21 protein-coding genes are annotated in these 25,790 nt (G+C 53.4%); 13 read left to right on the top strand and 8 right to left on the bottom strand.

Features of this window, described 5'->3' with window-relative positions:
- Window positions 1-36: 36 nt before the first annotated feature.
- From E2566_RS11255 to urtE, 9 genes are all read left to right on the top strand, one after another.
- Window positions 37-1,713, top strand: a complete 1,677-nt coding sequence (locus E2566_RS11255) for a glycoside hydrolase family 43 protein (protein ID WP_107169583.1) — start codon at window positions 37-39, stop codon at window positions 1,711-1,713.
- 205 nt (window positions 1,714-1,918) lie between these two features.
- Window positions 1,919-3,721 carry an allophanate hydrolase gene (atzF, locus tag E2566_RS11250; RefSeq protein ID WP_107169582.1) on the top strand — a complete coding sequence of 601 codons (1,803 nt, stop codon included), beginning with the start codon at window positions 1,919-1,921 and terminating at the stop codon, window positions 3,719-3,721.
- On the top strand, window positions 3,714-7,328 hold the full coding sequence (gene uca / locus E2566_RS11245) for an urea carboxylase (protein ID WP_107169581.1): 3,615 nt from the start codon (window positions 3,714-3,716) through the stop codon (window positions 7,326-7,328). The genes atzF and uca overlap by 8 nt, the downstream gene beginning before the upstream one ends.
- Window positions 7,329-7,365: 37 nt before the next feature.
- Window positions 7,366-8,145, top strand: a complete 780-nt coding sequence (locus E2566_RS11240) for a GntR family transcriptional regulator (RefSeq protein ID WP_107169687.1) — start codon at window positions 7,366-7,368, stop codon at window positions 8,143-8,145.
- Window positions 8,142-9,410, top strand: a complete 1,269-nt coding sequence (urtA, locus tag E2566_RS11235) for an urea ABC transporter substrate-binding protein (RefSeq protein ID WP_107169580.1) — start codon at window positions 8,142-8,144, stop codon at window positions 9,408-9,410. The genes E2566_RS11240 and urtA overlap by 4 nt, the downstream gene beginning before the upstream one ends.
- Before the next feature lie 70 nt (window positions 9,411-9,480).
- Window positions 9,481-11,055 (top strand): urea ABC transporter permease subunit UrtB, encoded by a 1,575-nt coding sequence (urtB, locus tag E2566_RS11230; RefSeq protein WP_240618636.1) that lies wholly within the window; start codon window positions 9,481-9,483, stop codon window positions 11,053-11,055.
- Window positions 11,056-11,078: 23 nt separating this feature from the next.
- Window positions 11,079-12,155: an urea ABC transporter permease subunit UrtC gene (gene urtC / locus E2566_RS11225; RefSeq protein WP_107169686.1), complete on the top strand. Its 1,077-nt coding sequence runs from the start codon at window positions 11,079-11,081 to the stop codon at window positions 12,153-12,155.
- Window positions 12,148-12,984, top strand: a complete 837-nt coding sequence (urtD, locus tag E2566_RS11220) for an urea ABC transporter ATP-binding protein UrtD (protein ID WP_107169578.1) — start codon at window positions 12,148-12,150, stop codon at window positions 12,982-12,984. Before urtC ends, urtD begins: the two co-directional genes overlap by 8 nt.
- A 1-nt stretch (window position 12,985) precedes the next feature.
- On the top strand, window positions 12,986-13,684 hold the full coding sequence (gene urtE, locus E2566_RS11215; protein WP_107169577.1) for an urea ABC transporter ATP-binding subunit UrtE: 699 nt from the start codon (window positions 12,986-12,988) through the stop codon (window positions 13,682-13,684).
- A 237-nt stretch (window positions 13,685-13,921) separates the two neighbouring features.
- Here the strand turns inward: urtE and E2566_RS11210 are convergent, their stop codons facing one another.
- Complete coding sequence (locus E2566_RS11210) at window positions 13,922-14,317, bottom strand: hypothetical protein (RefSeq protein ID WP_107169576.1); 396 nt, start codon at window positions 14,315-14,317, stop codon at window positions 13,922-13,924.
- A 660-nt stretch (window positions 14,318-14,977) separates the two neighbouring features.
- On the opposite strand from E2566_RS11210, the gene arsC reads away from it, so the two are divergent.
- The gene (gene arsC, locus E2566_RS11205; RefSeq protein ID WP_107169575.1) at window positions 14,978-15,403 is read left to right on the top strand and encodes a glutaredoxin-dependent arsenate reductase; all 426 of its coding nucleotides are present in this window, start codon (window positions 14,978-14,980) and stop codon (window positions 15,401-15,403) included.
- A 35-nt stretch (window positions 15,404-15,438) separates the two neighbouring features.
- Here the strand turns inward: arsC and E2566_RS11200 are convergent, their stop codons facing one another.
- From E2566_RS11200 to E2566_RS11175, 6 genes are all read right to left on the bottom strand, one after another.
- Window positions 15,439-16,263: an amino acid ABC transporter ATP-binding protein gene (locus tag E2566_RS11200; RefSeq protein ID WP_107169574.1), complete on the bottom strand. Its 825-nt coding sequence runs from the start codon at window positions 16,261-16,263 to the stop codon at window positions 15,439-15,441.
- A 15-nt stretch (window positions 16,264-16,278) separates the two neighbouring features.
- Window positions 16,279-17,232: an amino acid ABC transporter permease gene (locus tag E2566_RS11195; protein WP_107169573.1), complete on the bottom strand. Its 954-nt coding sequence runs from the start codon at window positions 17,230-17,232 to the stop codon at window positions 16,279-16,281.
- A 78-nt stretch (window positions 17,233-17,310) separates the two neighbouring features.
- Window positions 17,311-17,865 carry a GNAT family N-acetyltransferase gene (locus E2566_RS11190; protein ID WP_107169572.1) on the bottom strand — a complete coding sequence of 185 codons (555 nt, stop codon included), beginning with the start codon at window positions 17,863-17,865 and terminating at the stop codon, window positions 17,311-17,313.
- A 62-nt stretch (window positions 17,866-17,927) separates the two neighbouring features.
- Window positions 17,928-18,908: an ABC transporter substrate-binding protein gene (locus E2566_RS11185; RefSeq protein WP_107169571.1), complete on the bottom strand. Its 981-nt coding sequence runs from the start codon at window positions 18,906-18,908 to the stop codon at window positions 17,928-17,930.
- Between the two features lie 68 nt (window positions 18,909-18,976).
- Entirely contained in the window at window positions 18,977-19,912 is a 936-nt protein-coding gene (locus E2566_RS11180; RefSeq protein ID WP_107169570.1) for a transporter substrate-binding domain-containing protein, read from the bottom strand.
- A 22-nt stretch (window positions 19,913-19,934) separates the two neighbouring features.
- The gene (locus tag E2566_RS11175) at window positions 19,935-21,263 is read right to left on the bottom strand and encodes an LLM class flavin-dependent oxidoreductase (protein ID WP_107169569.1); all 1,329 of its coding nucleotides are present in this window, start codon (window positions 21,261-21,263) and stop codon (window positions 19,935-19,937) included.
- A gap of 280 nt (window positions 21,264-21,543) precedes the next feature.
- On the opposite strand from E2566_RS11175, the gene E2566_RS11170 reads away from it, so the two are divergent.
- The gene (locus E2566_RS11170; RefSeq protein ID WP_107169568.1) at window positions 21,544-22,089 is read left to right on the top strand and encodes a flavin reductase; all 546 of its coding nucleotides are present in this window, start codon (window positions 21,544-21,546) and stop codon (window positions 22,087-22,089) included.
- Between the two features lie 180 nt (window positions 22,090-22,269).
- On the opposite strand, the gene E2566_RS11165 is transcribed toward E2566_RS11170, so the two are convergent.
- Window positions 22,270-23,466, bottom strand: a complete 1,197-nt coding sequence (locus E2566_RS11165; RefSeq protein ID WP_107169567.1) for a M20 peptidase aminoacylase family protein — start codon at window positions 23,464-23,466, stop codon at window positions 22,270-22,272.
- Window positions 23,467-23,733: 267 nt separating this feature from the next.
- On the opposite strand from E2566_RS11165, the gene E2566_RS11160 reads away from it, so the two are divergent.
- Window positions 23,734-24,714 carry an LLM class flavin-dependent oxidoreductase gene (locus E2566_RS11160; RefSeq protein ID WP_107169566.1) on the top strand — a complete coding sequence of 327 codons (981 nt, stop codon included), beginning with the start codon at window positions 23,734-23,736 and terminating at the stop codon, window positions 24,712-24,714.
- An 81-nt stretch (window positions 24,715-24,795) separates the two neighbouring features.
- Entirely contained in the window at window positions 24,796-25,302 is a 507-nt protein-coding gene (locus E2566_RS11155; protein ID WP_107169565.1) for a ClbS/DfsB family four-helix bundle protein, read from the top strand.
- Window positions 25,303-25,790 lie beyond the last annotated feature (488 nt).

The raw sequence follows: 25,790 nt of genomic DNA, 5'->3' as shown, positions 1-25,790 counted from the left end.
TATGTGATTTAAGAATAGATTATAACGGAGTGCTTTATGATCAAAAATCCCATTTTTAAAGGATTCAATCCCGATCCGTCTATTTGTCGCCGTAATAATGATTATTACGTTGCTGTTTCTTCTTTTGAATGGTTTCCCGGAATACCGATTTACCATTCTACCGACTTAAAAAACTGGACGTTGCATACTCATGTTTTAAATGATGAAAAGAAAGTCGATTTAACGCGACTGCCTTCAGCAAAGGGCATTTGGGCTCCGTGCCTCACCTGGTGCGAAGAAGAACAGCTTTTTTACGTCATTTACGGCGTGATGAACTCGATGCATGGCCGATATTTCGATGTAGACAATTATCTGATTACAGCACCGGACATTACGGGTCCCTGGAGCGAGCCCGTCTATTTGCATTCTGGTGGTTATGATGCCTCCATTTTGCATGACGATGACGGGCGGAAATGGATTGTGGCTGTCGATTGGGAAACTCGCGATGGCTACAACGGCGCGATTTCTCTGGTGGAATATTCGCCAGAAACGCAGGCTGTCATCGGCTACCCGAAACGAATCTGGGCGGGAATGACGGGAATTGGCGCGGAAGGCCCGCATCTGACAAAACGGGGCCGTTACTATTATCTGATGTGCGCGGAAGGTGGGACGGGCTACGGGCATTGCGTGACGATGGCGCGAGCGGAACAGGTCTGGGGGCCTTATGAAAGCGATACGGGTAACCCAATTCTCACGTCGGTGAATCCGGCGCTATTTGAAAAGAATAACGCGGAATATGAGAAGCCTGACTTTTCGATTTTAGGCGTGAAAGACTATCTGCGGCCGGAGTGTTTTAACCCAGAGGTGAAAATACAAAAGGCGGGTCATGGTAGCTATGTCGAAACGCCAGAAGGAGAGGTGTATTTGGTCCATCTCTGCGCGCGGCCTTTTCGGCCAGAGTTATGCTGCCCCTTAGGGCGCGAATCGGCAATACAGAAAATGTGCTGGACGACAGAGGGGTGGATGCGGTTGGAAGGGGATGACAACATGGCGAAAGCCGTCGTCGAACCGAGCGCCTTGCCTGAATCGCCGTCATTCGTAACGCCTGCGCGCGACGACTTTAATGATGATACGCTCGCACTGCATTACTACGCTCCGCGAATTCATCCTAATTCATTTACCGACCTGACAAACCGAGCCAGCCATGTCTGTTTACGCGGGCAAGAATCGCTCAGTTCCACGAATAACGTCAGCTTACTGGCCAGAAAATTAACCTCTGTCTATACGACAGTGAAAACCAAAATGTGCTTTACCCCAGAGGTGTTCCAGCATAGTGCAGGACTGGTGTTGTACTACGACAACATGAACTATCTCTATTTACAAAAGCACTATGACGAAGAAAATCAGTGTGCGGCACTTTCTGTTATTCACATGGAAAATGGTGCGAAGCGGGAAGACTGGCATGCCAGTGCTCGGCTTAATGCCGACGCGGTGTATTTACGGCTGACGATTGAAGGGCGGTCGATTTCCTTCGCCTGGTCGTATGACGATGTACATTATCAATCGGTCGGGAATGTTTACGAAACGATCAAGTTTTCGGATGAATACAGCCAACATGGCGAGTTTACGGGGACGTTTGTTGGGATCGCCTGTGTAGACAGCGTGTTGCATCAGCATACTGCTGCGTTTGATTTCTTCGATTATCAGGCGGATGAAATTCGAGATATTGAATAAATCACGTCAGAGATAAACGCAGCGGTCGCGTATTTTTCGCGAGTTAAGCCATAACAACCGTGCTCCGCAATGGCGCACGGTTGTTCCTTTTCTGTGCACGCCAATGAAGTTAATTCATTTAATTATTTATAAATCAATAGAATAAAAACTGGCATGGTTTTCGCTTTAGTGAATTCAATCTTGTATACCAGATGGGATTCACACTATGCCAAGAATGACGGGACTCACGCTTCAGGAATGGAAACAGCATTACCAACAGCAGGCCGATAGCGTTGGCAAGACGTTAAGTTCACTGCTTGCTAGTCTGTCGGCGGACGATCCAGCGTGGATCGTGCTGGCGACACCTGAGCTGCTTGAGGTGCAGATCGCGGCGCTATTACCGCGATATCGTGAAAACCCAGACGCGCTGCCGCTGTTTGGCGTTCCCTTTGCCGTCAAAGACAATATTGATGTTGCAGGCTGGCCGACGAGCGCGGCGTGTCCGGCATTCACCTATTTGGCCGACAAGGATGCGACTGCCGTTGCCAAATTAAAAGCGGCAGGGGCCATTGTCATTGGCAAAACCAATCTCGATCAGTTTGCCACTGGGCTAGTCGGTACGCGCTCACCGTTTGGCGAGGTGCCGAACACCTTCAATGCAGACTATATCAGCGGTGGCTCCAGTTCAGGATCGGCTTCGGTATTAGCACGTGGACTGGTGGCATTTTCGTTGGGAACCGACACCGCCGGATCGGGGCGGGTTCCTGCAGGGTTTAACAATATCGTTGGTCTTAAGCCGACCAAAGGGTGGCTATCGGCAAGCGGTATCGTACCAGCCTGTCGTTTGAATGACACCATCTCCGTGTTCGCGTTAACGGTCGAAGATGCGTTTACCGTCGCTGAGCTGGCTGGCGGGTACGATGCAGCAGATGCGTATTCACGCCGTCATCCGGGGAGTACGTCTGCCACGCTGCCAACCGCACCGCGCTTTGCTATCCCCAGCGATCCGACCTTTTTTGCCGATGCCACCGCACAGGCAGCATGGCAGCACGCGCTGGCTGAATTAGAAGCGACGGGTGCGACGCTGCATCCTATCGATTTCAGTGTGTTCACGCAGTTAGCAGAACAGCTTTACCAAGGCCCTTGGGTGGCGGAGCGTACGGTGGCTGTGGGTGACCTGCTACGTCAGCCAGAAAACATGGACCCGGTGGTGCTCGGTATTGTGGCGAGCGGCGAGCGTTTCAGTGCAGTGGATACTTTCAAAGCCGAATATCTGCGGGCTGAACTGGCACGCCAAATCCAGCAGAGGCTGACCGCGTTCGATGCGTTAGTTGTGCCGACCTCGCCGACCATCCACACGCGTGAGGCGATGAAGCAGGAGCCGGTGCGCTACAACTCTCAGTTGGGAACCTATACCAACTTTACCAATCTGGCCGACCTCTCGGCGCTGGCGCTGCCTGCTCCTTTCCGTGCTGACGGCTTGCCCGCAGGTATCACGCTGATTGCACCCGCCTGGCATGACCGTGCATTAGCAAGCTTTGGCCTGCGCTGGCAGGCGCATCTTGCGCTTACGCTGGGCGCAACGGGAAAACCGCAGCCTTCCGTTTCCGCTGTCTTGCCGCCTTCCGCATTGCACGTTCGCCTCGCCGTTGTCGGTGCACATCTAACGGGCATGCCTCTGAACCATCAATTAACTAACCGCGATGCGGTACGAATAGAAGAGACGCGCACGGCGGAAAACTATCGTCTTTATGCGCTGGCAAATACGCAACCGGCCAAGCCCGGTTTAGCGAAAAGCACCGATGGCGCGGCGATCGTCGTCGAACTGTGGGACATTCCACTGGCGCGCTTTGGTGAGTTTGTCGCAGAGATTCCAGCGCCGTTGGGGATTGGCACGCTGGCGTTAGCGGATGGCCGACAGGTTAAAGGCTTTATTTGCGAACCAGCCGCGCTGAGCGACGCCGTGGATATCACGGCATTCGGCGGCTGGCGCAACTGGCTTGCCCGTCAGGAGGCGTCTCATGTTTAAAACCGTACTGATCGCTAACCGCGGTGAAATTGCCTGCCGCGCGATACGCACGCTGAAGCGCTTGGGTATTACCAGCGTGGCAATTTATTCCGACGCGGATAAAAACGCGCAGCATGTGAAAGATGCCGATATTGCTGTATCGATTGGTGGGGAAAAGGCCAGCGACAGCTATCTGTGTATCGATAAAGTGCTTGCAGCCGCGCAACAGACGGGGGCTGAGGCGGTCTGGCCGGGCTATGGTTTTCTCTCTGAAAGCCTGCCGTTTGCCGCCGCGTGTGAAAACGCGGGCATTGTGTTTGTCGGGCCAACCGCGCAGCAAATTGGTGAATTTGGCCTGAAGCACCGCGCCCGTGAATTGGCTGCCGCCGCTGGTGTACCGATGACGCCGGGAACACCGCTGCTGGCCTCGCTGGAGGAGGCGCTGACCGCAGCAGAAGAGATCGGCTATCCGGTGATGCTGAAAAGTACAGCCGGTGGCGGAGGGATCGGTCTGACGCGCTGTGCGGATGCCGCTGCGCTGCAAGCCGCGTGGGAGAGCGTGCGCCGGTTGGGCGAGCAATTTTTCAGCGATGCTGGCGTTTTTCTCGAACGCTGCATCGATCGCGCGCGTCACGTAGAAGTACAGATTTTTGGCGATGGCAAAGGCCGCGTGGTGGCGCTGGGCGAACGTGATTGTTCATTGCAGCGGCGCAACCAGAAAGTGGTTGAAGAAACGCCCGCACCGCATTTGCCGGACGCTACGCGCGCGGCGCTGTTGGCTTCGGCAGTAAAACTAGGCGAACTGGTCAACTACCGCAGCGCGGGAACGGTGGAGTTTATCTACGATGCCGAGCGTGATGCGTTCTTTTTCCTCGAAGTGAACACGCGTTTACAGGTTGAACATCCAGTGACCGAGTGCGTCACCGGGCTGGATTTGGTCGAATGCATGTTGCGCGTTGCGGCGGATGAACCGCTGGATTGGGTGCAGCTCGCACAGCTCCCGCGTGGCGCGGCGATTGAAGTGCGTATTTATGCGGAAGATCCGCTGAAAAACTTCCAGCCCAGCCCCGGCGTGCTGACCGAAGTCGCGTTTCCCAGCGACGTGCGGGTCGACGGCTGGGTAAGCACCGGTACTGCGGTGTCGGCGTATTACGATCCGATGATCGCTAAGTTGATCGTTCACGCGGAAACCCGCGAACTGGCGCTGGAGAAGATGCTGCTGGCGCTGAATGTTACGCGTTTGCACGGTATTGCCACCAACCTCGATTACCTGCGCCAGATTATCGCTACCGAGGCGTTCCGCAACGGAACCGTGTGGACGCGGATGCTTGATAGCTTTATGCCGTCTGCGTCGGTCATTGAAGTGATCCAACCCGGCACCTGGAGCAGCGTGCAAGACTATCCCGGACGTCTCGGTTATTGGGATATCGGCGTGCCGCCATCCGGTCCGATGGATGATTTTGCCTTCCGGCTGGCGAACCGCATTGTCGGTAACGATGAGGCTGCGGCAGGGCTGGAATTTACGCTGCAAGGACCGACGCTGCGTTTCCACAGTACAGCGGTAATTGCGCTGACGGGGGCTGACTGCCCGGCGACGTTGGATGGGGTGGCGGTGCCATACTGGCAGCCCGTTACGGTCACGGCCGGACAAACGCTGACGCTGGGGCGCGCGCAGTCTGGCTGCCGCACTTATCTGGCGGTACGCAACGGCATTGATGTACCGCAATATCTCGGTAGCCGCTCGACTTTCGCACTCGGAGAATTTGGCGGCCATGCAGGAAGAACGCTGCGCGTGGCGGATATGTTGGCGATCTCTCAACCCGATTTGCCCGCCTGCACCACGCCCGCCCCGGTGAGCACGCCGCAGGCCGTGGATGCCGCGCTGATCCCGCAGTATGGCAACGACTGGCGCATTGGTGTGCTCTACGGTCCGCATGGTGCACCGGATTTCTTTACCCACGCGGCGATCGACGAATTTTTCGCAGCAGAATGGCAGGTGCACTACAACTCGAACCGACTTGGCGTGCGTCTGGTGGGGCCAAAACCAAGCTGGACGCGGGCGAACGGCGGTGAGGCCGGGTTACATCCTTCCAACGTTCACGACTGTGAATACGCCATCGGCGCGGTGAATTTTACCGGCGATTTCCCGGTGATCCTCACGCGAGATGGGCCGAGCCTGGGCGGGTTTGTCTGCCCGGTCACGATTGCCAAAGCGGAACTGTGGAAAGTCGGTCAGGTGAAACCGGGCGATCGTATCCGCTTTCATCCTATCAGCGCGGAGGAAGCGCTGGCGCTGGAACAGGCGCAATCTGACCGTGTTTCTACGCTGGGCATAGCCCATGCGCCTGCATTTGACGTTCCCTCGTTGGCGACAACGGCATACGGTTCTGCAACGGTACTGGCGGCAGTGCAGGCTACGGCGACCACGCCAGCCGCCGTTTACCGTCAGGCAGGCGATAACTACATTCTGATCGAATACGGCGAGAACGTGTTGGATCTAGCGCTGCGGCTGCGTATTCATTTGCTGATGGTTGCCATTCGTGCTTCTGAGACGGTAGGAATAGAGGAACTGTCACCTGGTGTGCGCTCGCTACAGGTGCGTTATGACAGCCGAATTCTCCGCCAGCGTGCACTGCTGGATGTGTTACTGCATCTGGAAAGCCAGCTTGGCGATGTCAGCCAGATGACCGTGCCGTCGCGCATCGTCCATTTGCCAATGGCGTTTGAAGATGGCGCCACGCTCGGTGCGGTGGAACGCTACCGTGAAACCGTACGCGCCAACGCGCCCTGGTTGCCGAATAACGTCGATTTTATTCAACGCATTAACGGCTTACCGAGTCGTGATGATGTGCGCGACATCATTTTCGATGCCAGCTACCTGATTCTGGGATTGGGCGACGTTTATCTTGGCGCACCCTGTGCGGTGCCCGTCGATCCACGCCACCGTCTGCTCAGCTCCAAATATAACCCTGCGCGCACCTTCACCGCCGAAGGCACGGTCGGTATCGGCGGCATGTACATGTGCATCTATGGCATGGATTCGCCGGGCGGCTATCAACTCGTAGGGCGCACGCTGCCGATCTGGAACAAGTTCCTCAAAAATGATCAGTTCATCGCCGATGAACCCTGGCTGCTGCGCTTCTTCGATCAGGTGCGGTTTTATCCGGTTAGCGAGGCCGAACTGACGACGCTGCGTGAGGATTTCCGCGAAGGACGCGCGGCGATCCATATCGAGGAAACCGAGTTTGATTTTGCTGAACACACACGTTTCCTGGCGGAACAGGCTGAAGACATCACCGCGTTTCGCCAGCGTCAGGCTTCAGCATTTGAAGCCGAAGTGGCGCTGTGGCAGCAGGAGGAGGACAGCTCGCCGTTGGAGAACACACCATCGGCATCCGTAGACAACGACGAAGACGCGTTTCAGGTGAGTGCAGATATGAACGGCAATATCTGGAAAGTGTTGGTGAACGTGGGGGATGTCATCGAAGCCGGACAGCCGCTGATTATCGTCGAAGCCATGAAGATGGAACTGACGATTAGTGCGCCGCAGTCTGGTCGGGTGAAGCGTATTGGCTGCCAGCCGGGTCGACCGGTTAGTCCCGGCGATGCCTTGCTGTGGCTGGAATAACGGATTGGCAGGAATAAACGGCTAAATGGAGAAAACGATGCGAACAGGCACACAGAAAAGCAATAAAGATCGCCCGGAAGCACTGGCAGAGCGGGTATATCAAACGCTGAAAAACGACATTTTCGATTTTCGACTCATGCCGGGCGATCGCTTTAGTGAAAATGAGATTGCCGAGCGGATGTCGGTCAGCCGTACGCCAGTGCGTCAGGCGTTGTTCTGGCTGGAGCGGGAAGGCTATGTCGAAGTCTATTTCCGCAGCGGTTGGCAGGTTCGTCCGTTTGATTTCGCCTATTTCGAAGAACTGTATGACTTCCGCATTGTGCTGGAACGCGAAGCTATTCGGCGACTGTGTGGGATGCCACCAGGTCGTTGCGCAGAGTTACTGGCTGACCTGAAACGCTTCTGGATTGAAGAACCGCGTCTGGATGACGGCAAGATCGTATCCCGTTATGACGAAGCGTTTCACCGGGGGCTGGTTGCGGCGGCGGGCAATAGCGAAATGGCGCGTGTTCACGGTGAATTGACGGAGAAAATCCGCATCATTCGCCGCCTCGACTTCACCCGTGAGGATCGCATCGACGCCACCTATAAAGAACATGCCCAGATTTTGCTGGTGATATTGCAACAACACACCGAGGAGGCACAGCGCATTCTGACCGATCACATTGCGGTCAGTAAGGCCGAAGTCAGGAAAATTACTTTGCACATGCTACAGCAGGCGCGACCTCAATCGGTTCCAACGGAATCGGTCTCAGTTGCATCTAACGCATCACACGATTCCATTCTCACTCAACATGACTTAAGGGCTAATAAATGAAAAGACGTTCATTGCTAAAAGTTTTTGCGCTTTCCGCGACGGTGGTGGGTATGGGGTTAACCTGGAGCGTGCAGGCGGCGGAGACCATCAAAGTCGGCATTATGCATTCGCTGTCCGGCACGATGGCGATTTCGGAAACGCCACTGAAGGATGTGGCGCTGATGGCCATTGATGAAATCAACGCCAAGGGTGGGGTGCTAGGTAAAAAGCTGGAGCCGGTAGTGGTCGATCCCGCATCAAACTGGCCGCTGTTTGCTGAAAAGGCGCGTCAGTTGCTGACGCAGGATAAGGCGGCGGTGGTGTTCGGCTGCTGGACATCGGTATCGCGTAAATCGGTGCTGCCGGTATTTGAAGAGCTAAACGGTTTGTTGTTCTACCCGGTGCAGTATGAGGGTGAAGAGATGTCGCCGAACGTGTTCTATACCGGTGCAGCCCCCAATCAGCAGGCTATCCCTGCGGTGGAATACCTGATGAGTGAAGACGGCGGGGCGGCGAAGCGTTTCTTCCTGTTGGGTACAGACTATGTGTATCCGCGTACCACCAATAAAATATTGCGCGCGTTCCTGCATTCCAAAGGCGTTCAGGACAAGGATATCGAGGAGGTTTATACACCGTTTGGCCACAGCGATTATCAGACCATCGTTTCCAATATCAAGAAGTTCTCGACGGGCGGTAAGACGGCGGTAGTTTCTACCATTAACGGCGATTCCAACGTGCCGTTCTATAAAGAACTGGCGAATCAAGGCATCAAAGCGACCGATGTGCCTGTTGTCGCGTTCTCGGTAGGCGAAGAGGAACTGCGCGGTATCGATACCAAACCGCTGGTCGGTCATTTGGCAGCATGGAACTACTTTGAATCGGTCGATAATCCAACCAATGCCGACTTCGTGGAAGCCTACAAAGCCTATGCCAAAGCGAAGAACCTGCCGAACGCGGCCACGGTGGTGACTAACGATCCAATGGAAGCCACCTATGTCGGCATTCATATGTGGGCACAGGCGGTAGAGAAAGCGGGCACCACGGACGTGGATAAAGTACGCGTTGCAATGGCGGGTCAAACCTTTGCCGCACCGGATGGCTTTACGCTGACGATGGATAGCACCAACCACCATTTGCATAAGCCGGTGATGATTGGCGAAATCGAGGAAAACGGTCAGTTCAACGTGGTCTGGCAAACCGATAAACCGGTTCGCGCTCAGCCCTGGAGCCCGTACATCGCCGGTAATGATAAGAAGCCCGATCATCCAATCAAAGCCGCACAGTAAACATCGCCCCTATACGCCCCGTCCAACGATTGGACGGGGATATTTCCTCTCTTATATGGCGGACATTGCGATGATTAATCGTCAATTATCTACGTTTGTGCTGTCGCTGTGTCTGATGCTTCCCTGTCTGGCACAGGCTGGGCCTGCGGCCGATTTCGCCGCCGCCAGCCGCACGCAGCAGGCCGAACTGTTGCAGCAATGGGCCACAGCGCCGGAACCTGCGCGCTTGCCGCTGCTACAGGCACTGCGTAATGAATCGGTGGTGCTCGATCGGGATCAGCAGCCGTTTATGGATGTACAGGGTACGTTAACGCCGCTGGAAGGGAGTGCGGAACCGGTTGGTGCGACCAAAAAACTGTTTATGAACAACCGCCTGCGCGTGCTGATTGCCACCGCGCTGGCCTCGCACCAGTTAGTCAGTGATGACGCGACCACTCGCCTGAATGCGGTGCGGCAATTGCAGGGCGACAGCAGTGCGGAGCAACTGCCGCTATTGGTGCAACGGCTTGAGGTAGAAAAAGACGCACAGGTGCACGATGCGCTGAATATCGCGATTGCCACTCGGCAGCTAATCGACGCCGATCCGTTGGTGCGTCTCGATGCCGTCAAACGATTAGGGCAGACCGGCGATCCGCAAATGCAGGCGCTGTTACAGCCGTTGACGCAGGCACCCAATGAATCCGATACCGGCGTGCGGGCGGCGGCGCAGGAGAGTTTGGATCAGATTAAGCAAAGTTTGATCGTGGGCGATCTGCTGGGGCAGGCGTTTACTGGGCTGTCGCTCGGTTCTATTTTGCTGCTGGCGGCATTGGGGCTGGCAATCACCTACGGGTTGCTGGGCGTCATCAACATGGCGCACGGCGAAATGCTGATGCTGGGAGCATACGCAACCTGGCTGGTGCAGTCGCTGTGCCAGCAGTTTGCACCCAGTTGGCTGGCGTATTACCCGCTGCTGGCGCTGCCTGTCGCTTTTTTCATTACCGCTGGCGTCGGGATGGCGCTGGAGCGCACGGTGATCCGCCATCTTTATGGCCGACCACTGGAAACGCTGCTGGCGACCTGGGGGATTAGCCTGATGCTGATCCAACTGGTGCGGATGCTGTTCGGTACGCAGAATCTGGAAGTGGCGAACCCCGCGTGGCTGTCTGGCGGGCTGCGTGTATTGCCGAATCTGGTGCTGCCGTATAACCGCATCGCGGTAATTCTGTTTGTCCTCGGCGTGCTGCTGCTCACTTGGATCTTACTCAATAAAACCCGCCTTGGCATGAATGTGCGGGCGGTGACGCAAAATCGGGCGATGGCAGACTGCTGCGGCGTGCCGACCGGACGCGTCGATATGCTGGCTTTTGGCCTCGGCTCTGGCATTGCTGGTCTTGGTGGGGTGGCACTGTCGCAATTGGGCAACGTCGGACCGGAATTGGGACAAGGTTACATCATTGATTCCTTCCTCGTCGTCGTGTTGGGTGGCGTCGGGCAGCTTGCCGGGACAGTGGTTGCCGCGTTCAGCCTCGGTATCCTTAACAAAGTGCTGGAACCGCAGATCGGTGCGGTGCTGGGTAAAATCGTCATTCTGGTACTGATCGTGCTGTTTATTCAGAAACGGCCACAGGGGCTGTTTGCCTTCAAAGGACGGGTGATTGACTGATGACGCAACCTATTACGCAATCTATTAAGCAGCCGATGACGATAACCCTGACGCAGCGCGCGCCGCGACTCATGCTTGGCCTTGGTTCGACGCTACTATTGGCTTTGCTGATCCTGCCGTTTCTCGCGCTGTTGCCCGCAGAGAACCCGCTGGCGATCTCCACTTATACGCTGACGCTAATCGGCAAAATTCTGTGCTATGCGATTGTCGCCGTGGCGCTGGATCTGGTGTGGGGCTACGCCGGGCTGCTGTCGCTCGGTCACGGCCTGTTTTTCGCACTGGGCGGCTACGCGATGGGCATGTACCTGATGCGACAGGCCGCTGGCGAAGGGATGCCCGCATTTATGTCATTCCTGTCGTGGACGGAGCTACCGTGGTTTTGGGCCGGCACGCAGTATTTCGTCTGGGCGCTGTGCCTGATTGTGCTGGTGCCGGGTGTGCTGGCGTTTGTATTCGGCTGGTTCGCATTCCGCTCCAAAATCAAGGGCGTCTATTTCTCAATCATGACGCAGGCGTTGACCTACGCCGGCATGCTGCTGTTCTTCCGTAACGAAACGGGTTTTGGGGGTAACAACGGATTTACCGGTTTTACTACGCTGCTGGGCTTCCCCATTACGGCTACGGGTACACGTATCGGGCTATTTGTTGCCACCGTGCTGCTGCTCGCTGCCAGCCTGCTGGTGGGGTTTACGCTGGCACGTAGCAAATTTGGCCGTGTGTTGACGGCGGTGCGCGATGCGGAAAATCGCCTGATGTTCTGCGGCTACGATCCGAAAGGCTTTAAGCTGTTTGTCTGGACGCTTTCCGCCGTGCTATGCGGGCTGGCAGGGGCGCTGTATGTGCCGCAGGTTGGCATCATCAACCCTAGCGAAATGTCACCAACTAACTCCATCGAGGCGGCGATCTGGGTTGCTTTGGGTGGACGCGGAACGCTAATCGGCCCGCTGCTCGGCGCGGGGATCGTCAACGGAGCAAAAAGCTGGTTTACCGTGGCCTTTCCCGAATACTGGCTGTTTTTCTTGGGGCTGATGTTTATTCTCGTCACGCTATTTTTACCGCGTGGGGTGATTGGATTGTTGAGGAGGAAGAAACATGACTGAGTCTGTATTTGTACCCTCAGCGGCTGTACCTACGGTTTCTTCACAGACCCAGTTTGCCCAGCGACACCCGTCGGATCGCCATCGACACCAGACCGACCCGGTGCTGCAACTCGACAAGATTAACGTCAGTTTTGACGGTTTCCGTGCGCTCACCGATCTCTCATTGCAGATTGGTGTGGGGGAACTGCGCTGCATCATCGGGCCTAACGGCGCGGGGAAAACTACGCTGATGGATGTGATTACCGGTAAAACGCGACCGGATAACGGTAAGGTGTTTTACGATCAGTTCACTGACCTGACGATGCTATCGCCAGTGGACATTGCCCGTGCGGGAATAGGGCGAAAATTCCAAAAACCGACGGTATTTGAAGCACTGACGGTGTTCGAAAACCTCGAAATCGCGTTGAAAACCGATAAATCGGTGTGGGCAAGCCTGCGTGCCAGGTTGAACGGCGAACAACGTGATCGGATTGACGACACGCTGGCGCTGTTGCGGCTCGGCCATGAACGACAGCGACCCGCAGGGCTGTTGTCGCATGGGCAAAAGCAGTTTTTAGAAATTGGCATGCTGTTAGTTCAAGAACCACATCTGCTGTTGCTCGATGAACCCGCAGCCGGGATGACCGATGCAGAAACCGCCTATACCGCCGAACTGTTCCGCAGTTTGGCAGGTAAGCACTCGTTGATGGTCGTGGAACACGATATGGGTTTTGTCGAAAGTATTGCTGACCACGTTACGGTGCTGCACCAGGGACAGGTACTGGCAGAAGGATCGCTGCGCGAGGTACAGGCTAACGAGCAGGTTATTGACGTTTATCTGGGGCGCTAACATGTTAGAAATTTCAGAATTGAATCAATATTACGGCGGTAGCCACATCCTGCGCGGCTTATCTTTTGAGGTAAACTCCGGCGAAATTACCTGCCTGCTAGGGCGCAACGGCGTAGGGAAAACCACGCTGCTGAAATGTCTGATGGGCTTGATCCCGGCAAAATCCGGCACAATTCGCTGGCAGGGCGAAGCGATCAATACGCGTAAACCTTATCAGCGTGTGCAGGCGGGCATCGCCTACGTGCCGCAGGGGCGGGAAATTTTTCCTCGCCTGACGGTAGAGGAGAATCTGCTGATGGGGCTATCACGCTTTCCGGGCAAACAGGCGCGACAGGTGCCAGATGAGATCTACCAGCTTTTCCCGGTGCTGGATGAAATGAAACAGCGGCGCGGCGGTGATTTGTCCGGCGGGCAACAGCAACAGCTGGCGATTGGACGCGCGCTGGCCTGCAAACCACAGTTATTGATTTTGGATGAGCCGACAGAAGGGATACAGCCATCGGTCATTAAAGAGATTGGCGCGGTTATTCGCCAACTGGCGCAGCGCGGTGATATGGCGATTCTGCTGGTCGAGCAGTTTTACGACTTCGCCGCTGAACTGGCAGACAGCTATCTGGTGATGTCACGTGGGGAAATCGTCCAGCGCGGGCGGGGAGAAACAATGGAGCAAGACGGCGTACGCGGACTGGTCGCGATTTGATACGTGTTCTGTCTAAAATGTTGAATAGGCTGCGCCTGCATATTTTCAATATTACATAATGAGTAGAAGAGGCAGCCTAATTTTCTGTAGCAGATACACCGCTAGCGTACCAACACGAACGGTGTTCAAACGTTAATTTTCACCCTGAATGTCGAATTGCTTAGGATATAAAATTATAAATTTGGCTTTATATTTAAAAATCGAATCCATATCCGAAATTATATTAACGGAGCTGAATTATTCTGCTTTTTGTATCAACAACGTGGCCTGACCGGCATTATCATTACAATTATCGTCAACGATATAGGCTACAAACGGTGATGTTGTTGTATCCACAACCGTCGGAGTGCTGGTCACAGAAACGCCCCAGCGGGCATTTTTAAATCCACCTTGCAACATAACGCTATCGATAATGCAACTATTAGATGCGCCCATGCAATTCATGGTATTAGAAACGAGAGAAAAAACATATCTCCCTTGATCTAAAGTAAATTTTACGGGGGTGCCTGTTAAGGTGTCAGTAAACGGTGTACTCAAACAATTGCTTTTAGGATCAATCGTTATGTTCGTTGCAGCTTCTGTGGCGAAAGAAAAAAAGGCCAGCATGAACATGCTGATAGCGGTATTACGCATGATTAAATCTCCTGATAAGCGGGTCATGGATGAATTAATGCAATCTTGCAATGCATATCGTCATCAATAAACCAATCCATTAAAAAATCGCGCTTATTCTAGGCTATAAAGGGTAAAAATCCTCAATGATTTAACCTATTAATTAATGATTTTTTTAAATATAATTCTCTGATTATGTTTTTTCTAAAATTTTATTTTTTGGGAAATTATTATTCAACAAATGGGTGCTTTATTGGATATAACAGCCACATTCAAAGCTTGTCAGGAAAATGTACTTTGCTGTAGAACGTGTATCCTTGCAAACATCAGCACATCAGCACATCAGCACATCAGCACATCAGAATTCACGATGGTGTTGCGACTTATTTTGTCAGGCGGGTTTATAGTGATGTCTCGTAACTTCAACGTAGAAAATTGCGTTGAAGTGGGCGTGTACGGACAGACATGAACACCGCGTTGTTAACACGCCCGAAATGATAGTGCCTACGCTATAAGCAGCATGCTTTCGACGCGAGTATTGCTGTGCAGAAACCACCGTTTCTTCTCTCTTCTGCTCAAATATATACTCTGCTATCTGTATATTCGACGTATCGTCAGTTATCTTTTCTAGCCACAGGCGTGACTTTCCGTCTCACTGTTACGTTGCTATGAGATATCGATATGAACACAATTAGTATCTACCACAACCCCGACTGCGGTACCTCGCGTAATACGCTGGAGATGATCCGTAATAGCGGCGCAGAACCCACGGTGATTTACTATCTTGATACGCCGCCTTCACGTGATGAACTGGTGACGCTCATTGGCGACATGGGAATGACGGTTCGTGCCTTGCTGCGCAAGAACGTAGAACCTTACACACAACTGGGGCTTGCTGAAGAAAGATTTACTGACGAACAGCTCATTGATTTCATGTTGCAACATCCGATCCTGATAAACCGTCCGATTGTCGTTACTCCGCTGGGAACCCGACTATGTCGTCCATCAGAGCAGGTGCTGGATATTCTTCCCGATCCGCAACGAGGTGCATTCACGAAAGAAGATGGTGAAGAAGTCACTGATGAAGCGGGCCAACGCGTGAAATAGAGCCAGAAGGGAGACATCTGGCTCAATGCGCTTTCTCACAACACCTTATTCAAAAAATTGATGGTGCGCGGGTGGCGGGGATGGTTTAGCACCTGCCAGGAATCACCGCTTTCGACGATTTTGCCATCGACCATGAATACCACGCGATCGGCGACTTCACGCGCAAAGCCGATTTCATGTGTGACGACAACCAGCGTCACGCCGGAGCGGGCAAGTGATTTGATGACATCCAACACCTCGCCGACCAGCTCGGGATCGAGGGCGGACGTCGGTTCATCAAACAGCATCACTTTCGGCTTAAGTGCCAGCGCGCGGGCGATGGCGACGCGCTGCTGCTGACCACCGGAAAGGTGGCGTGGATAAGAGTGTGCTTTGTGACGAAGTCCAACACTCTCTAGCAGAGTAAAGGCGACATCTTCGGCTTCCTGCCGGGAATAGAGCCGATGCGCCAGCGGGGCTTCAATGATGTTTTCCAACACCGAAAGATGGGGGAACAGATTGAAATTCTGGAATACATAGCCGACGTTGATACGCTGGCGTAACACGTCCTTTTCTTTCAATTCGTAGAGTGTATTCCCTTTGCGGCGATAGCCGATGTAGTCGCCGTCGATACGGATAAAGCCTTGATCCACGCGCTCAAGATGGTTAATCGTGCGCAGCAGCGTGGATTTCCCCGAACCGGATGGGCCAAGGATTACCGTGACCGAGCCGGGTGCCAGCGTCAGATTGATATCCTCCAGCGCTTTATGTTGACCAAAATGTTTTGCCACATTGCGGATCTCGAGCAGCCCACGCGCGCTTTCTGCCTGTGGCTGCGTAGTGGTTCGGGCGTGAGCAAAATAGTCGATAGCTTCAGACATGGTGAATCTCCAAAATCAGGTGAGTGAACGTGCGCGTTTGCGCGTCAGGAAACGGACGAACCTCTGGCGCGGTGTAGGCGGCATTTCGCGCACGGCACCGCGGGACACATAGCGTTCTACGTAGTATTGGACGATGGAGAGCACAGTGGTAATCAGCAGATACCAGATGGTAGCGACCATCAGCAACGGAATAACCTGTTGTGTACGGTTGTAGATGACCTGAACGGTGTAAAACAGCTCCGGTAGCGCCAGTACGTAAACGATCGAAGTGCCTTTCGCCAGACTGATGATTTCGTTGAAGCCGGTGGGCAGAATGGAACGTAGCGCCTGCGGCAGAATGATGCGCACCGTGCGGCGACCACCGGGCAGACCGAGTGCCGCAGAGGCTTCAAACTGGCCCGCGTCCACGCCGAGAATACCGCCGCGAATAATTTCCGCCGTATACGCAGATTGCACTAGCGTCAGGCCAAGCACGGCGACGGAAAATTGATCCAGTAGGTCAATCGTCGGATAGCGCAGAAATACGACGGAGGTGAACGGAATGCCTAACGCCAATTCGTCATAGAGATAAGAGAAGTTGTACAGGATGATCAACACCAGAATCAGCGGGAGTGACCGAAAGAGCCAGATATACAGCCATGACAGCGTGGAAAGCAGGTACGACGGCGAAAGGCGAGCCAGCGCCAGCGCGGTGCCGAAAATAATGCTGAATAATGTGCCAAGCGCGGTCAGCAGCAGCGTTTGCCCTAATCCGGTAAGGATTACCGGATTAAAAAACCACTCGGCAAAGACTGCCCACTCCCAACGTGGGTTCAGCGCGATGGATTGAATAATCCCGGCAAAAATAAACAGCGAAAACAGCGCACCGGCAAAGCGGAAAGGGTAACGCGCGGGAACAATGTTTAATGGCGGTTCCTGTGCCTGACTCAGCGGTGGCTGTTGAGAAGACGTTTGTAGAGATTGCGTCATGATCGATACCATTTGAAGGTGATGCTGAAAAATGTCGTTTTGTGGTTAATCCATTGCGTTATTAGCGGTGCGTAAGGATCAACACACTTTCAAATGGCGGTTGATCATCTCGACTTCCGTTTGCCACGCGGCCTGTGGCGTTGCTATTTCAAACAGCGCTTTCTTAAACGGTAAACGCCCATCGTAAGGCGGAATGCTGTAAGTCGCTGGATCGACGGTGGTATCGAACTGAGGGGTATAACCGTGGCTCAGGTATAAGCGCACCGCTTCAGGCTGACGGAAGCCCGTCGTCAGGAAAAAATGCTGATAGCCTAGTCGCCGGGCATGCTGCTCCAGCTCTTGCATCACTTTCCCTGCTAACCCCTGACGGCGCAGCGAATTATCCGTCCATACCCGTTTAATCTCAGCGGTGGTGCTGTCGTAGCGTTTAAATGCGCCGGTAGCAATGGGGACACCTTGACGCAGCAGCGCAATAAAAATGCCGTGCGGCTGTTGGTAGATTCCCGGTGGATCGCTTTCCCGTTCACCAAAAAAATCGCCATAACGCTGTGCATATTCCGCGAACAGACCGTCGATAATGGGGGCCACAATAGGGTCTTCGGGCTGGGTAATGATGAAGATGTCGTCGGACATAAGTGCTCCTGATTCATTAGCGTATTACGGGCTATCGGTATCCCGATAGCCATAGGACGGGATTAATCGCCCAGACCAGGTGGATTGATTTCTGAACGGTCAATACGCTCAATACTCTCTCCCCAACGGCTCAGCACCCGATCGTATTCGCCGCTTTTAATCACGCCGTTCAACGCGGTATTAATCGGCTGTACCAATCCGCTGCCTTTGCGCGTGGTGACTGCGATATGTGCGACGTCGGGGTAACCGCCGTTTACCGTACCCACATGTTTAACTTTGCCTGTCAGCTCTGCCTTGTAGGCACCCACCACGTTTGGACCAAAATAGGCATCAGAACGGCCGGATTGCAGGCTGAGGTTGGCGGCGGCATCGTCCGTGACATAGATCGGCTGAAAGGCGGGCAGGCCGTTGGCGCGATTTTGTTTATCCCATGCCAGCAGGACGGCTTCCTGATTAGTGCCTGAACCGACGATAATCTTCAGCCCAGCGATGTCTTTCGCTTCCTTGATGGATTGAATTTTACTGGTGGATTTCACATAGAAACCGAGTGAATCGATGCGGTAAGTGGCGAAATCGAACTTTTCTTTACGCTCTTTGGTGACCGTAATGTTGATGATGGCGGCGTCATATTTACCGGAGGCTACACCGAGCGGCCAGTCTTCCCACGAGGTGGGCACAATGTTCAGCTCCAGCCCAAGGCTGTCTGCCACCAGTCGGGCGATATCCGGCTCGCTGCCCACCACGGTTTTGTTGTCGTCAGCCAAAAAGGCCAACGGCGGTGATGATCCCAACGCGGCAATGGCGACGGTGAACTTGCCCGGCGTAACAAACTTAAAGTCGGCTGGAATCTGCGTGATGGCCTCTGCATTTTTCGGTGCATGGATTGGCTGCTGATTGGCTTTCAGGTCGATGGCGGCCTGTACGCCGGTTGCGGACAGCGTGCCGAGCAGTAGCGATCCTGCCAGTAGCGTTGTCAAAAGTGATGGGCGCACGCGAGGTGTTGCGACCGACTGTGCGGTGATGTGGGTGATCTCTTTTTGCATCTCTTTTTCCCTTGCAGGTTATTATTTATAATGGTGACACTGTCACTTTTTGGGTTGATTACCGTTACTTAATCACCGATACCTGGCGGATTTACCACGGACTGCGTGACCTTTTCATCGTCTTCACCCCAGCGATCCAGTACCTGTGCATAGCTACCGTTGTGGATCGTGCCATTGATGGCGGTGCTGATTGCCTGCGCCAAACCATTGCCTTTCTGCGTGGTGACGGCGACATGAGCGACAGTCGGACCTTTTCCTACCATGCGCGTCTTGCCTGTCAGCGCTGCTTTATAGGCTCCGATGGAATGTGGACCGAAAAACGCATCGACGCGCCCAGACTGAATGCTCAGGTTGGCGGCGGCATCGTCGGTGACGTAGACCGGTTGCACAGGGGGAAGACCGTTGGCACGGTTTTGTCGATCCCACCCCAGCAAAATGTTTTCCTGATTGGTACCGGAACCAACAATCACCTTCAGGCCCGCCACGTCTTCCGGCTTATTGATTGCAGTAATTTTGCTGGTCGATTTCACATAAAAACCCAATGTATCAATGCGGTAGGTAGCGAAATCGAACTTTTCTTTGCGCGGTTTTGTCACGGCAATATTAAAAATAGCGGCATCGTATTTCCCCGCCGTGATACCCAGCGGCCAGTCCTCCCAAGAAGCAGGAACCAGCTTTAGTTCGAGCCCGAGACTGTCCGCCACCAGTCGTGCGATGTCGGCGTCGCTGCCGACAATCGTTTTGTTGTCGTCAGCCAGCAACGAGAGCGGCGGTGAACTGAGCGATGAGACGGTAACGGTCAATTTACCCGGCGTCACAAATTTGAAATGAGCCGGAATCTGCGCAATAGCCTCGGCATTTTTCCCCGTGCGAATGGGAATCTGGTTGGCCTTGAGATCGATACGGCTGACGAATCCCGTGTCTTGCGCCTGCGCACTTATTGCCAGCGTGGCGCTAAGCAGCGTTGCCAGATTTGTCGCGGTAATAAAAGGGGAACGTTTCACGGTAAATCTCCTGTAGCGCGAATTAGCGCGTGAATTGATTCACCGGATAGTCCAGCGCCAGATTTTCCCGTAGCGTATAGCCGGCATACTCCTGGCGGAACAGGCCACGCTGTTGCAGCAGAGGAACGACGCGATCGACAAAGTGATTGAGCGTATCCGGCGTGCCACCCTGAATAATGAAGCCGTCTGCTGCACCATTTTCAAACCAGCGCTGTAAACCATCTGCCACCTGCTCAGGTGTACCGCTGAAGACCGGACGCGGTGATGCGGCTTCCAGTGCAACCTGACGCAGCGTTAAGCCTTTTTCCTGCGCGTTGCGTTTGATTTCGTCGGTAGTGCTGCGGAAGCTGTTTTTCCCCAGATCGCCGATATCGGGGAAGGGCGCATCCAGCGGATGCTGCGAGAAGTCGTAGTGCTCAAAGTAGCGCCCCAGATAATTGAGGGCATCTTCAATTGTCACTAGCTGTGCCGTTTCCTGATACTGGCGCTCTACGTCTTCTGCATCGTTGCCGACAATGACGCTGACGCCTTGGAATACGTGCAGTTGATCGGCGCGGCGACCGTTTTCTTCCAGCTTCTGCTTCACTTCGCGGTAATAGCGCTGTGAGTCTTCCAGCGTGTGTTGGTGGGTGAAGATGGCATCGGCGTGTTTGGCGGCCAGTTTTTGGCCGTCTTCAGACGCACCCGCCTGAAATACAATCGGGCGACCCTGCGCGGATCGGCCAATATTCAGCGGCCCTTGTACCGAGAAGAATTCCCCCTGATGATTCAGCGTGTGTAACTTCTCAGGATCGAAGAACTGCCCGCTGGCTTTGTCACGAATAAAGGCGTCGTCTTCCCAGGAATCCCACAGGCCTTTCGCCACCTGAAGAAATTCATCGGCAATGCGGTAGCGCAGTGCATGTTCCGGGTGCTGTGCGCGGGAAAAATTTTTCGCTGAGCCTTCCAGCGGTGATGTCACCACGTTCCACCCTGCGCGGCCATTGCTCAGATGGTCGAGGCTGGAAAACTGTCGGGCGGTGGTAAAGGGCTCGGAATACGATGTTGACAGTGTGCCGACCAGGCCAATATGGCTGGTGACGGTAGCCAATGCGGAGAGCAGCGTTAACGGCTCGAACCGGTTGAGAAAGTGGGGGATGGATTTTTCATTGATATACAATCCATCAGCCACGAAGACAAAGTCGAATTTACCCTGTTCGGCTTTTTTTACCGCATCCAGAACAAAGCCAAAATTAATACTGGCGTCTGGTACGACGTTTTTATGTCGCCATGCGGACATATTTCCCGCCGCACCTTGTAATATTAAACCCAGTCTTAATTGCCGTTTTGATGATATTTGTTTTTCACTCATTATTCGAAACCTTTTATTAATTGAACACACTTCCATGAAAGTGAAAACAATCCATCAATAAACCGGCTATCAATCGATAAGCCATCAATAGGTATTCACGTATTCAATGAAAGGTTAATAGGACGTTAATAGCGTGTTTTCACTATTGATGAGGCGAGGTATGATGTAAAACAACAAAAATGTATAATGAAATTCAAAAATTTCAGATGATGGCGCGGCTTGTTTTGTTAGTATGATGTTAATGGCTATGTGTCTCGCCGTATCTAAAGGATAAAATTTGATGTCTGATTTGACAGTTGAACGACGCGCAACAGCGAATGACGCCGTTCCCTCTGCGGCGGTGACCGCCGTTGACCAGCAGGCGTTTCGTGACGCAATGGCAAAATTGAGCGCAGCGGTTAATATCGTTACGACGGATGGCCCGGCCGGTAAGGCCGGATTTACGGCATCTGCCGTGTCCAGCGTCAGCGACACGCCCGGCACGCTGCTGGTGTGTCTGAATCGTGGTTCATCGGTGTATCCCACGTTTCAGGCGAATGAACATTTGTGCGTTAATACGCTAACGGCAGATCATGAAGCGCTGTCGTCGCTGTTTGGGAGTCGATCATCGACGGAAGAACGGTTTGCGGCGGCGGAATGGGACGTGTTACACACGGGTTCACCCGTATTGCAGGATGCTTTGGTTGCATTTGACTGCCGGGTTGAGGAAGTGGTGAGTGCGGCGACACACGATATCTTTATTTGCCGAGTGTTAGCGATTAAGCAGGGCGAAAGTACTGATGGTCTGGTGTATTTTTCCCGTGGTTATCATGTGGTTCGTGGTTAATGAGTATCGCTTTCTTTCTAACTCCGATCGTTTGACGATCGAGATACCCGGAGCAACCACGGGGTGAGGCGTCCCTGCGGGAACCTCATCCCCGTGTCTCTCCTAATATCGGATTTATGTAACCACTACACCTCCCCCCAATCGACTGGGCGGAGGTGATTATATTTGCAGATCAAAATATTACGATGGAGACAGTACCGCCTGTGGAACGGTGCTTTTCGTGGTACGCAGGCGATGCAGTGCGGCTTCCGCTAACTGTGCAAAGTAGCGTGATGCCGGCGCAATAGCACTTTCATCTGGGTTGAACTGAGGGTGGTGCAGACCAAATTCGCTGTTTGAGCCAATGCTGACGAACGTGCCCGGCACGTCCTGAAGGTAAAGGGCAAAATCCTCGCCGCTCATTTGCAGTTCGGCGTTTTCTACCTGATAGCCTGCGTCTCGGGCAATTTGCTTGCTGAAGTCTGCCCATTCGCTGGTGTTCACGACAGCAGGCGGGCCGGGATACCACTTCAGTTCCGCTTTGGCGCCCAGCGCAAGGGCAATACCACCAATCAGTTGTTCAATTCGCTCCGGTATTTCCGCGCGGATCGCGGCATTGTAGGTGCGTACGGTCCCTTCCAGCTCTACCGTTTGCGGCAGTACGTTCCAGGTGTTACCGCCCTGAATACGCGTGACGCTGATCACCAGCGATTCCAGCGAACTAAAGCTGCGGCTGGGGAGGGTTTGCAGCGCATTGACGATATTGCAGGCGGTGACAATGCTGTCGATACCCTGTTCCGGCTTGGCCGCGTGCGCCCCTTTGCCTGTAATGTGAATAGCGAAGCGATCCACATTGGCATAAAACGGGCCGCTGCGTGTGGCGAACATCCCCGCAGGAAGCTCTGGCGCATTGTGCAGGCCGAAAACGGCGGCAACATCGGCGAGTGCTCCGGCACGGATAAACTGTTTGGCACCGGTAGACACTTCCTCTGCCGGTTGGAAAAATAACCTGACTTTACCCGGTAAGACATGCTCACGTTTTTTCAGCAGGCAAGCAGCACCGAGCATGACGGCGGTATGGAAATCGTGGCCACAGGCATGCATAACGCCAGCATGCTGGGAGCGAAAATCGACATCAACCTGTTCTTCAATGGGTAATGCATCAATATCGGCACGCAGCGCAATGGTTGGGCCGCTGCCGTGACCCATTTCGGCAACGACGCCTGTGGTTAACGCCAGAGGTAACAGACGGATGTCTTTCTCTTGTAGCCAGCGGGTAATGTGCGCGGTGGTTTGGTGTTCCTGATTGGATAATTCCGGGTACTGATGTAAGTGCCGTCGCCAGTTAATTAACTGTTGCTCAAATGACGTATCACAACAGGGGATAGATTCAGCCATATCAATACACCTCCTTAACAAAACGTAAACATGGTAAAGGTAGCCGATAGCCACTCAATGGATAAATACCGTCTGGTTATATTTCATGTCTTTTTATGATGGCGCTTTTTTGTATTCATTTATTATGAATATTTCTGCTAACAAAATTCATTATTGATATTTATTTTTCACACTTTTATGCAACATTCTTCTTATTCTGTTTTTTTGTTATGCCTATTTATTGCTATGAATAGTGTTAACGGATAGTCGCTAAAATAAGGAAACATCGTGGGATATAAGCTCAGTTTATTAGATCAAAGCCCTATCGCCGAAGGAATGAGTGTGGCGCAGGCGTTGGCGCAAACCGTGTCGTTGGCGAAAGTGGCGGAAGCACTTGGCTATTACCGCTTTTGGGTTTCCGAGCATCATAATTCCGATGAATTGGCCGGGTCGTCTCCCGAGGTTTTGATCACCTGGCTGCTAGCGCACACGACAACGCTGCGCATCGGTTCCGGCGGCGTGATGTTACAGCACTACAGCCCGTATAAGGTTGCAGAGAATTTCCATGTCATCAGTGCATTGGCGGGCGGACGTGTTGATTTAGGCATCGGCAAAGCACCAGGCGGATTGCCACGGGCGACGCGTGCACTTCAGCAGGAAATTGGCGAGATTGAACGCGTCTCCTTCACGGAGAAATTACATCAGTTAAACCATTTTCTCGGCAGCCATGATGATAGCGCCGAACGCCTGAATGCGACGCCGCTGCCGGAGCATGAGCCGCAGCGCTTTCTGTTGGGTGCCAGCCAGGAGAGTGCGCAGCTAGCCGCATCGCTAGGCTGGAATTTTGTATTCGCGGGGTTCATTAATGCCAGCGAAACACTGTTAACAGAATCACTCTTGAGCTACCGGGAATTGAAACCAGCCAGCGCCCAGACGCTGCTGTCGCTGTCGGTGATTGCCGCTGAACGTTATGAAGATGCGGAAGCGCTGGCTAGCACACAGCATAATTATAAAGTCTATATTGAAAACAAACCGCCGCTGACGGTAGGCAGTCAGGAACTGGCAGACAATTTCGTTCGGCAGTCGGGGGCGACGGATTTTCGTATTGAGCAAGAGCCGCGGCATGTGCTTTACGGCACGCCGGAACACGTACATCAGCGCCTGAAGCATTATCACCAGCGCTTTGGGGTCGATGAATTCATTATCCACACGCCCGTGACGTCCCCGCGCGAACGTGAGGCGTCGATCCGACTGTTAGCGCAACGCTGAGAAACATGAGCAACAACAACACTGCGCTGTATCGCAGGCGGTAGTCTAGGTCTCTCAGGGGCAAAAAACCGAGGTGATGCGATGGCAGAGCCGGAAAGCAAAGAAGCCTTGATCAAGGCAATTAACAGCCAATTTGCGCTATTAATGAAGAAAATCGATGCAGTATCTGCTGAACGAGCCTTCTCACCGGAGATGGTGGGACATGCACAGGGAACGCAGATGAGCCCCGCCAATCTGGTAGCATATTTGCTGGGGTGGGGAAATCTGGTGCTGAAATGGCATGAGGATGAAGAACAAGGTAAACCTATCGATTTTCCTGCGTCTGGTTATAAATGGAATCAACTTGGCCTGCTGGCGCAAAAATTCTATCGGGACTACGCCCATATCACCGACTGGGCGGAGCTGGTCGCGCTGCTTGTCGCGAATCAGTTGGCGCTCATCGCGCTGGTTGAACGCTATAGCGATGCACAACTCTATGGTGAATGTTGGTACGGCAAGTGGACGCGTGGGAGGATGATTCAGTTTAATACCGCTTCGCCTTATAAAAATGCGGCTGGTCGGTTGCGCGCGTGGGAGAAAAATAAATAACGGTTTGATAGTCAATCAGAATGATTTTTGGCCTGACCTTTCCCTTTATGAGTACTGCATCGGCGGCGTTTTTTCAGACAAAACCTTACATATTCCCCCTGTTTGACTGTTCTATACTCAGTAATAAGCAAGATAAGTTTTACTGACAGATGAGATAGATAGGGGGAAAGAAAAATGATTGGTCTCAACCTAGTTTCTCCAGTGTCATATTACGCTACGCCTGACAAACTTGATTATGTCCAAGGCATTTCCCGTTCGTCGCAGCTGTCTGGTTATCCTAATCAGGATGCTTCTACCCGAACTCGGGTAGCGTACGAGAATAGCGGTCCCGTCTTTACGCCACCTATAGCCGATGGGGTTAATCGCCCGACGGCAAATAACCAGCTTAATGTTTACGTTTAAATTTCCGATAAAAACGGGCAATCGCGTGCTGTAAACGATCGTTTTCGGTGCGTGTTTTGCCTTTTTGCCCTTGCTATATCCTCGTA

The organism is Pectobacterium punjabense, from assembly GCF_012427845.1.
GTDB classification, from domain to species: Bacteria; Pseudomonadota; Gammaproteobacteria; order Enterobacterales; family Enterobacteriaceae; genus Pectobacterium; species Pectobacterium punjabense.
This window is presented reverse-complemented; position numbering and strand designations above follow the sequence as displayed.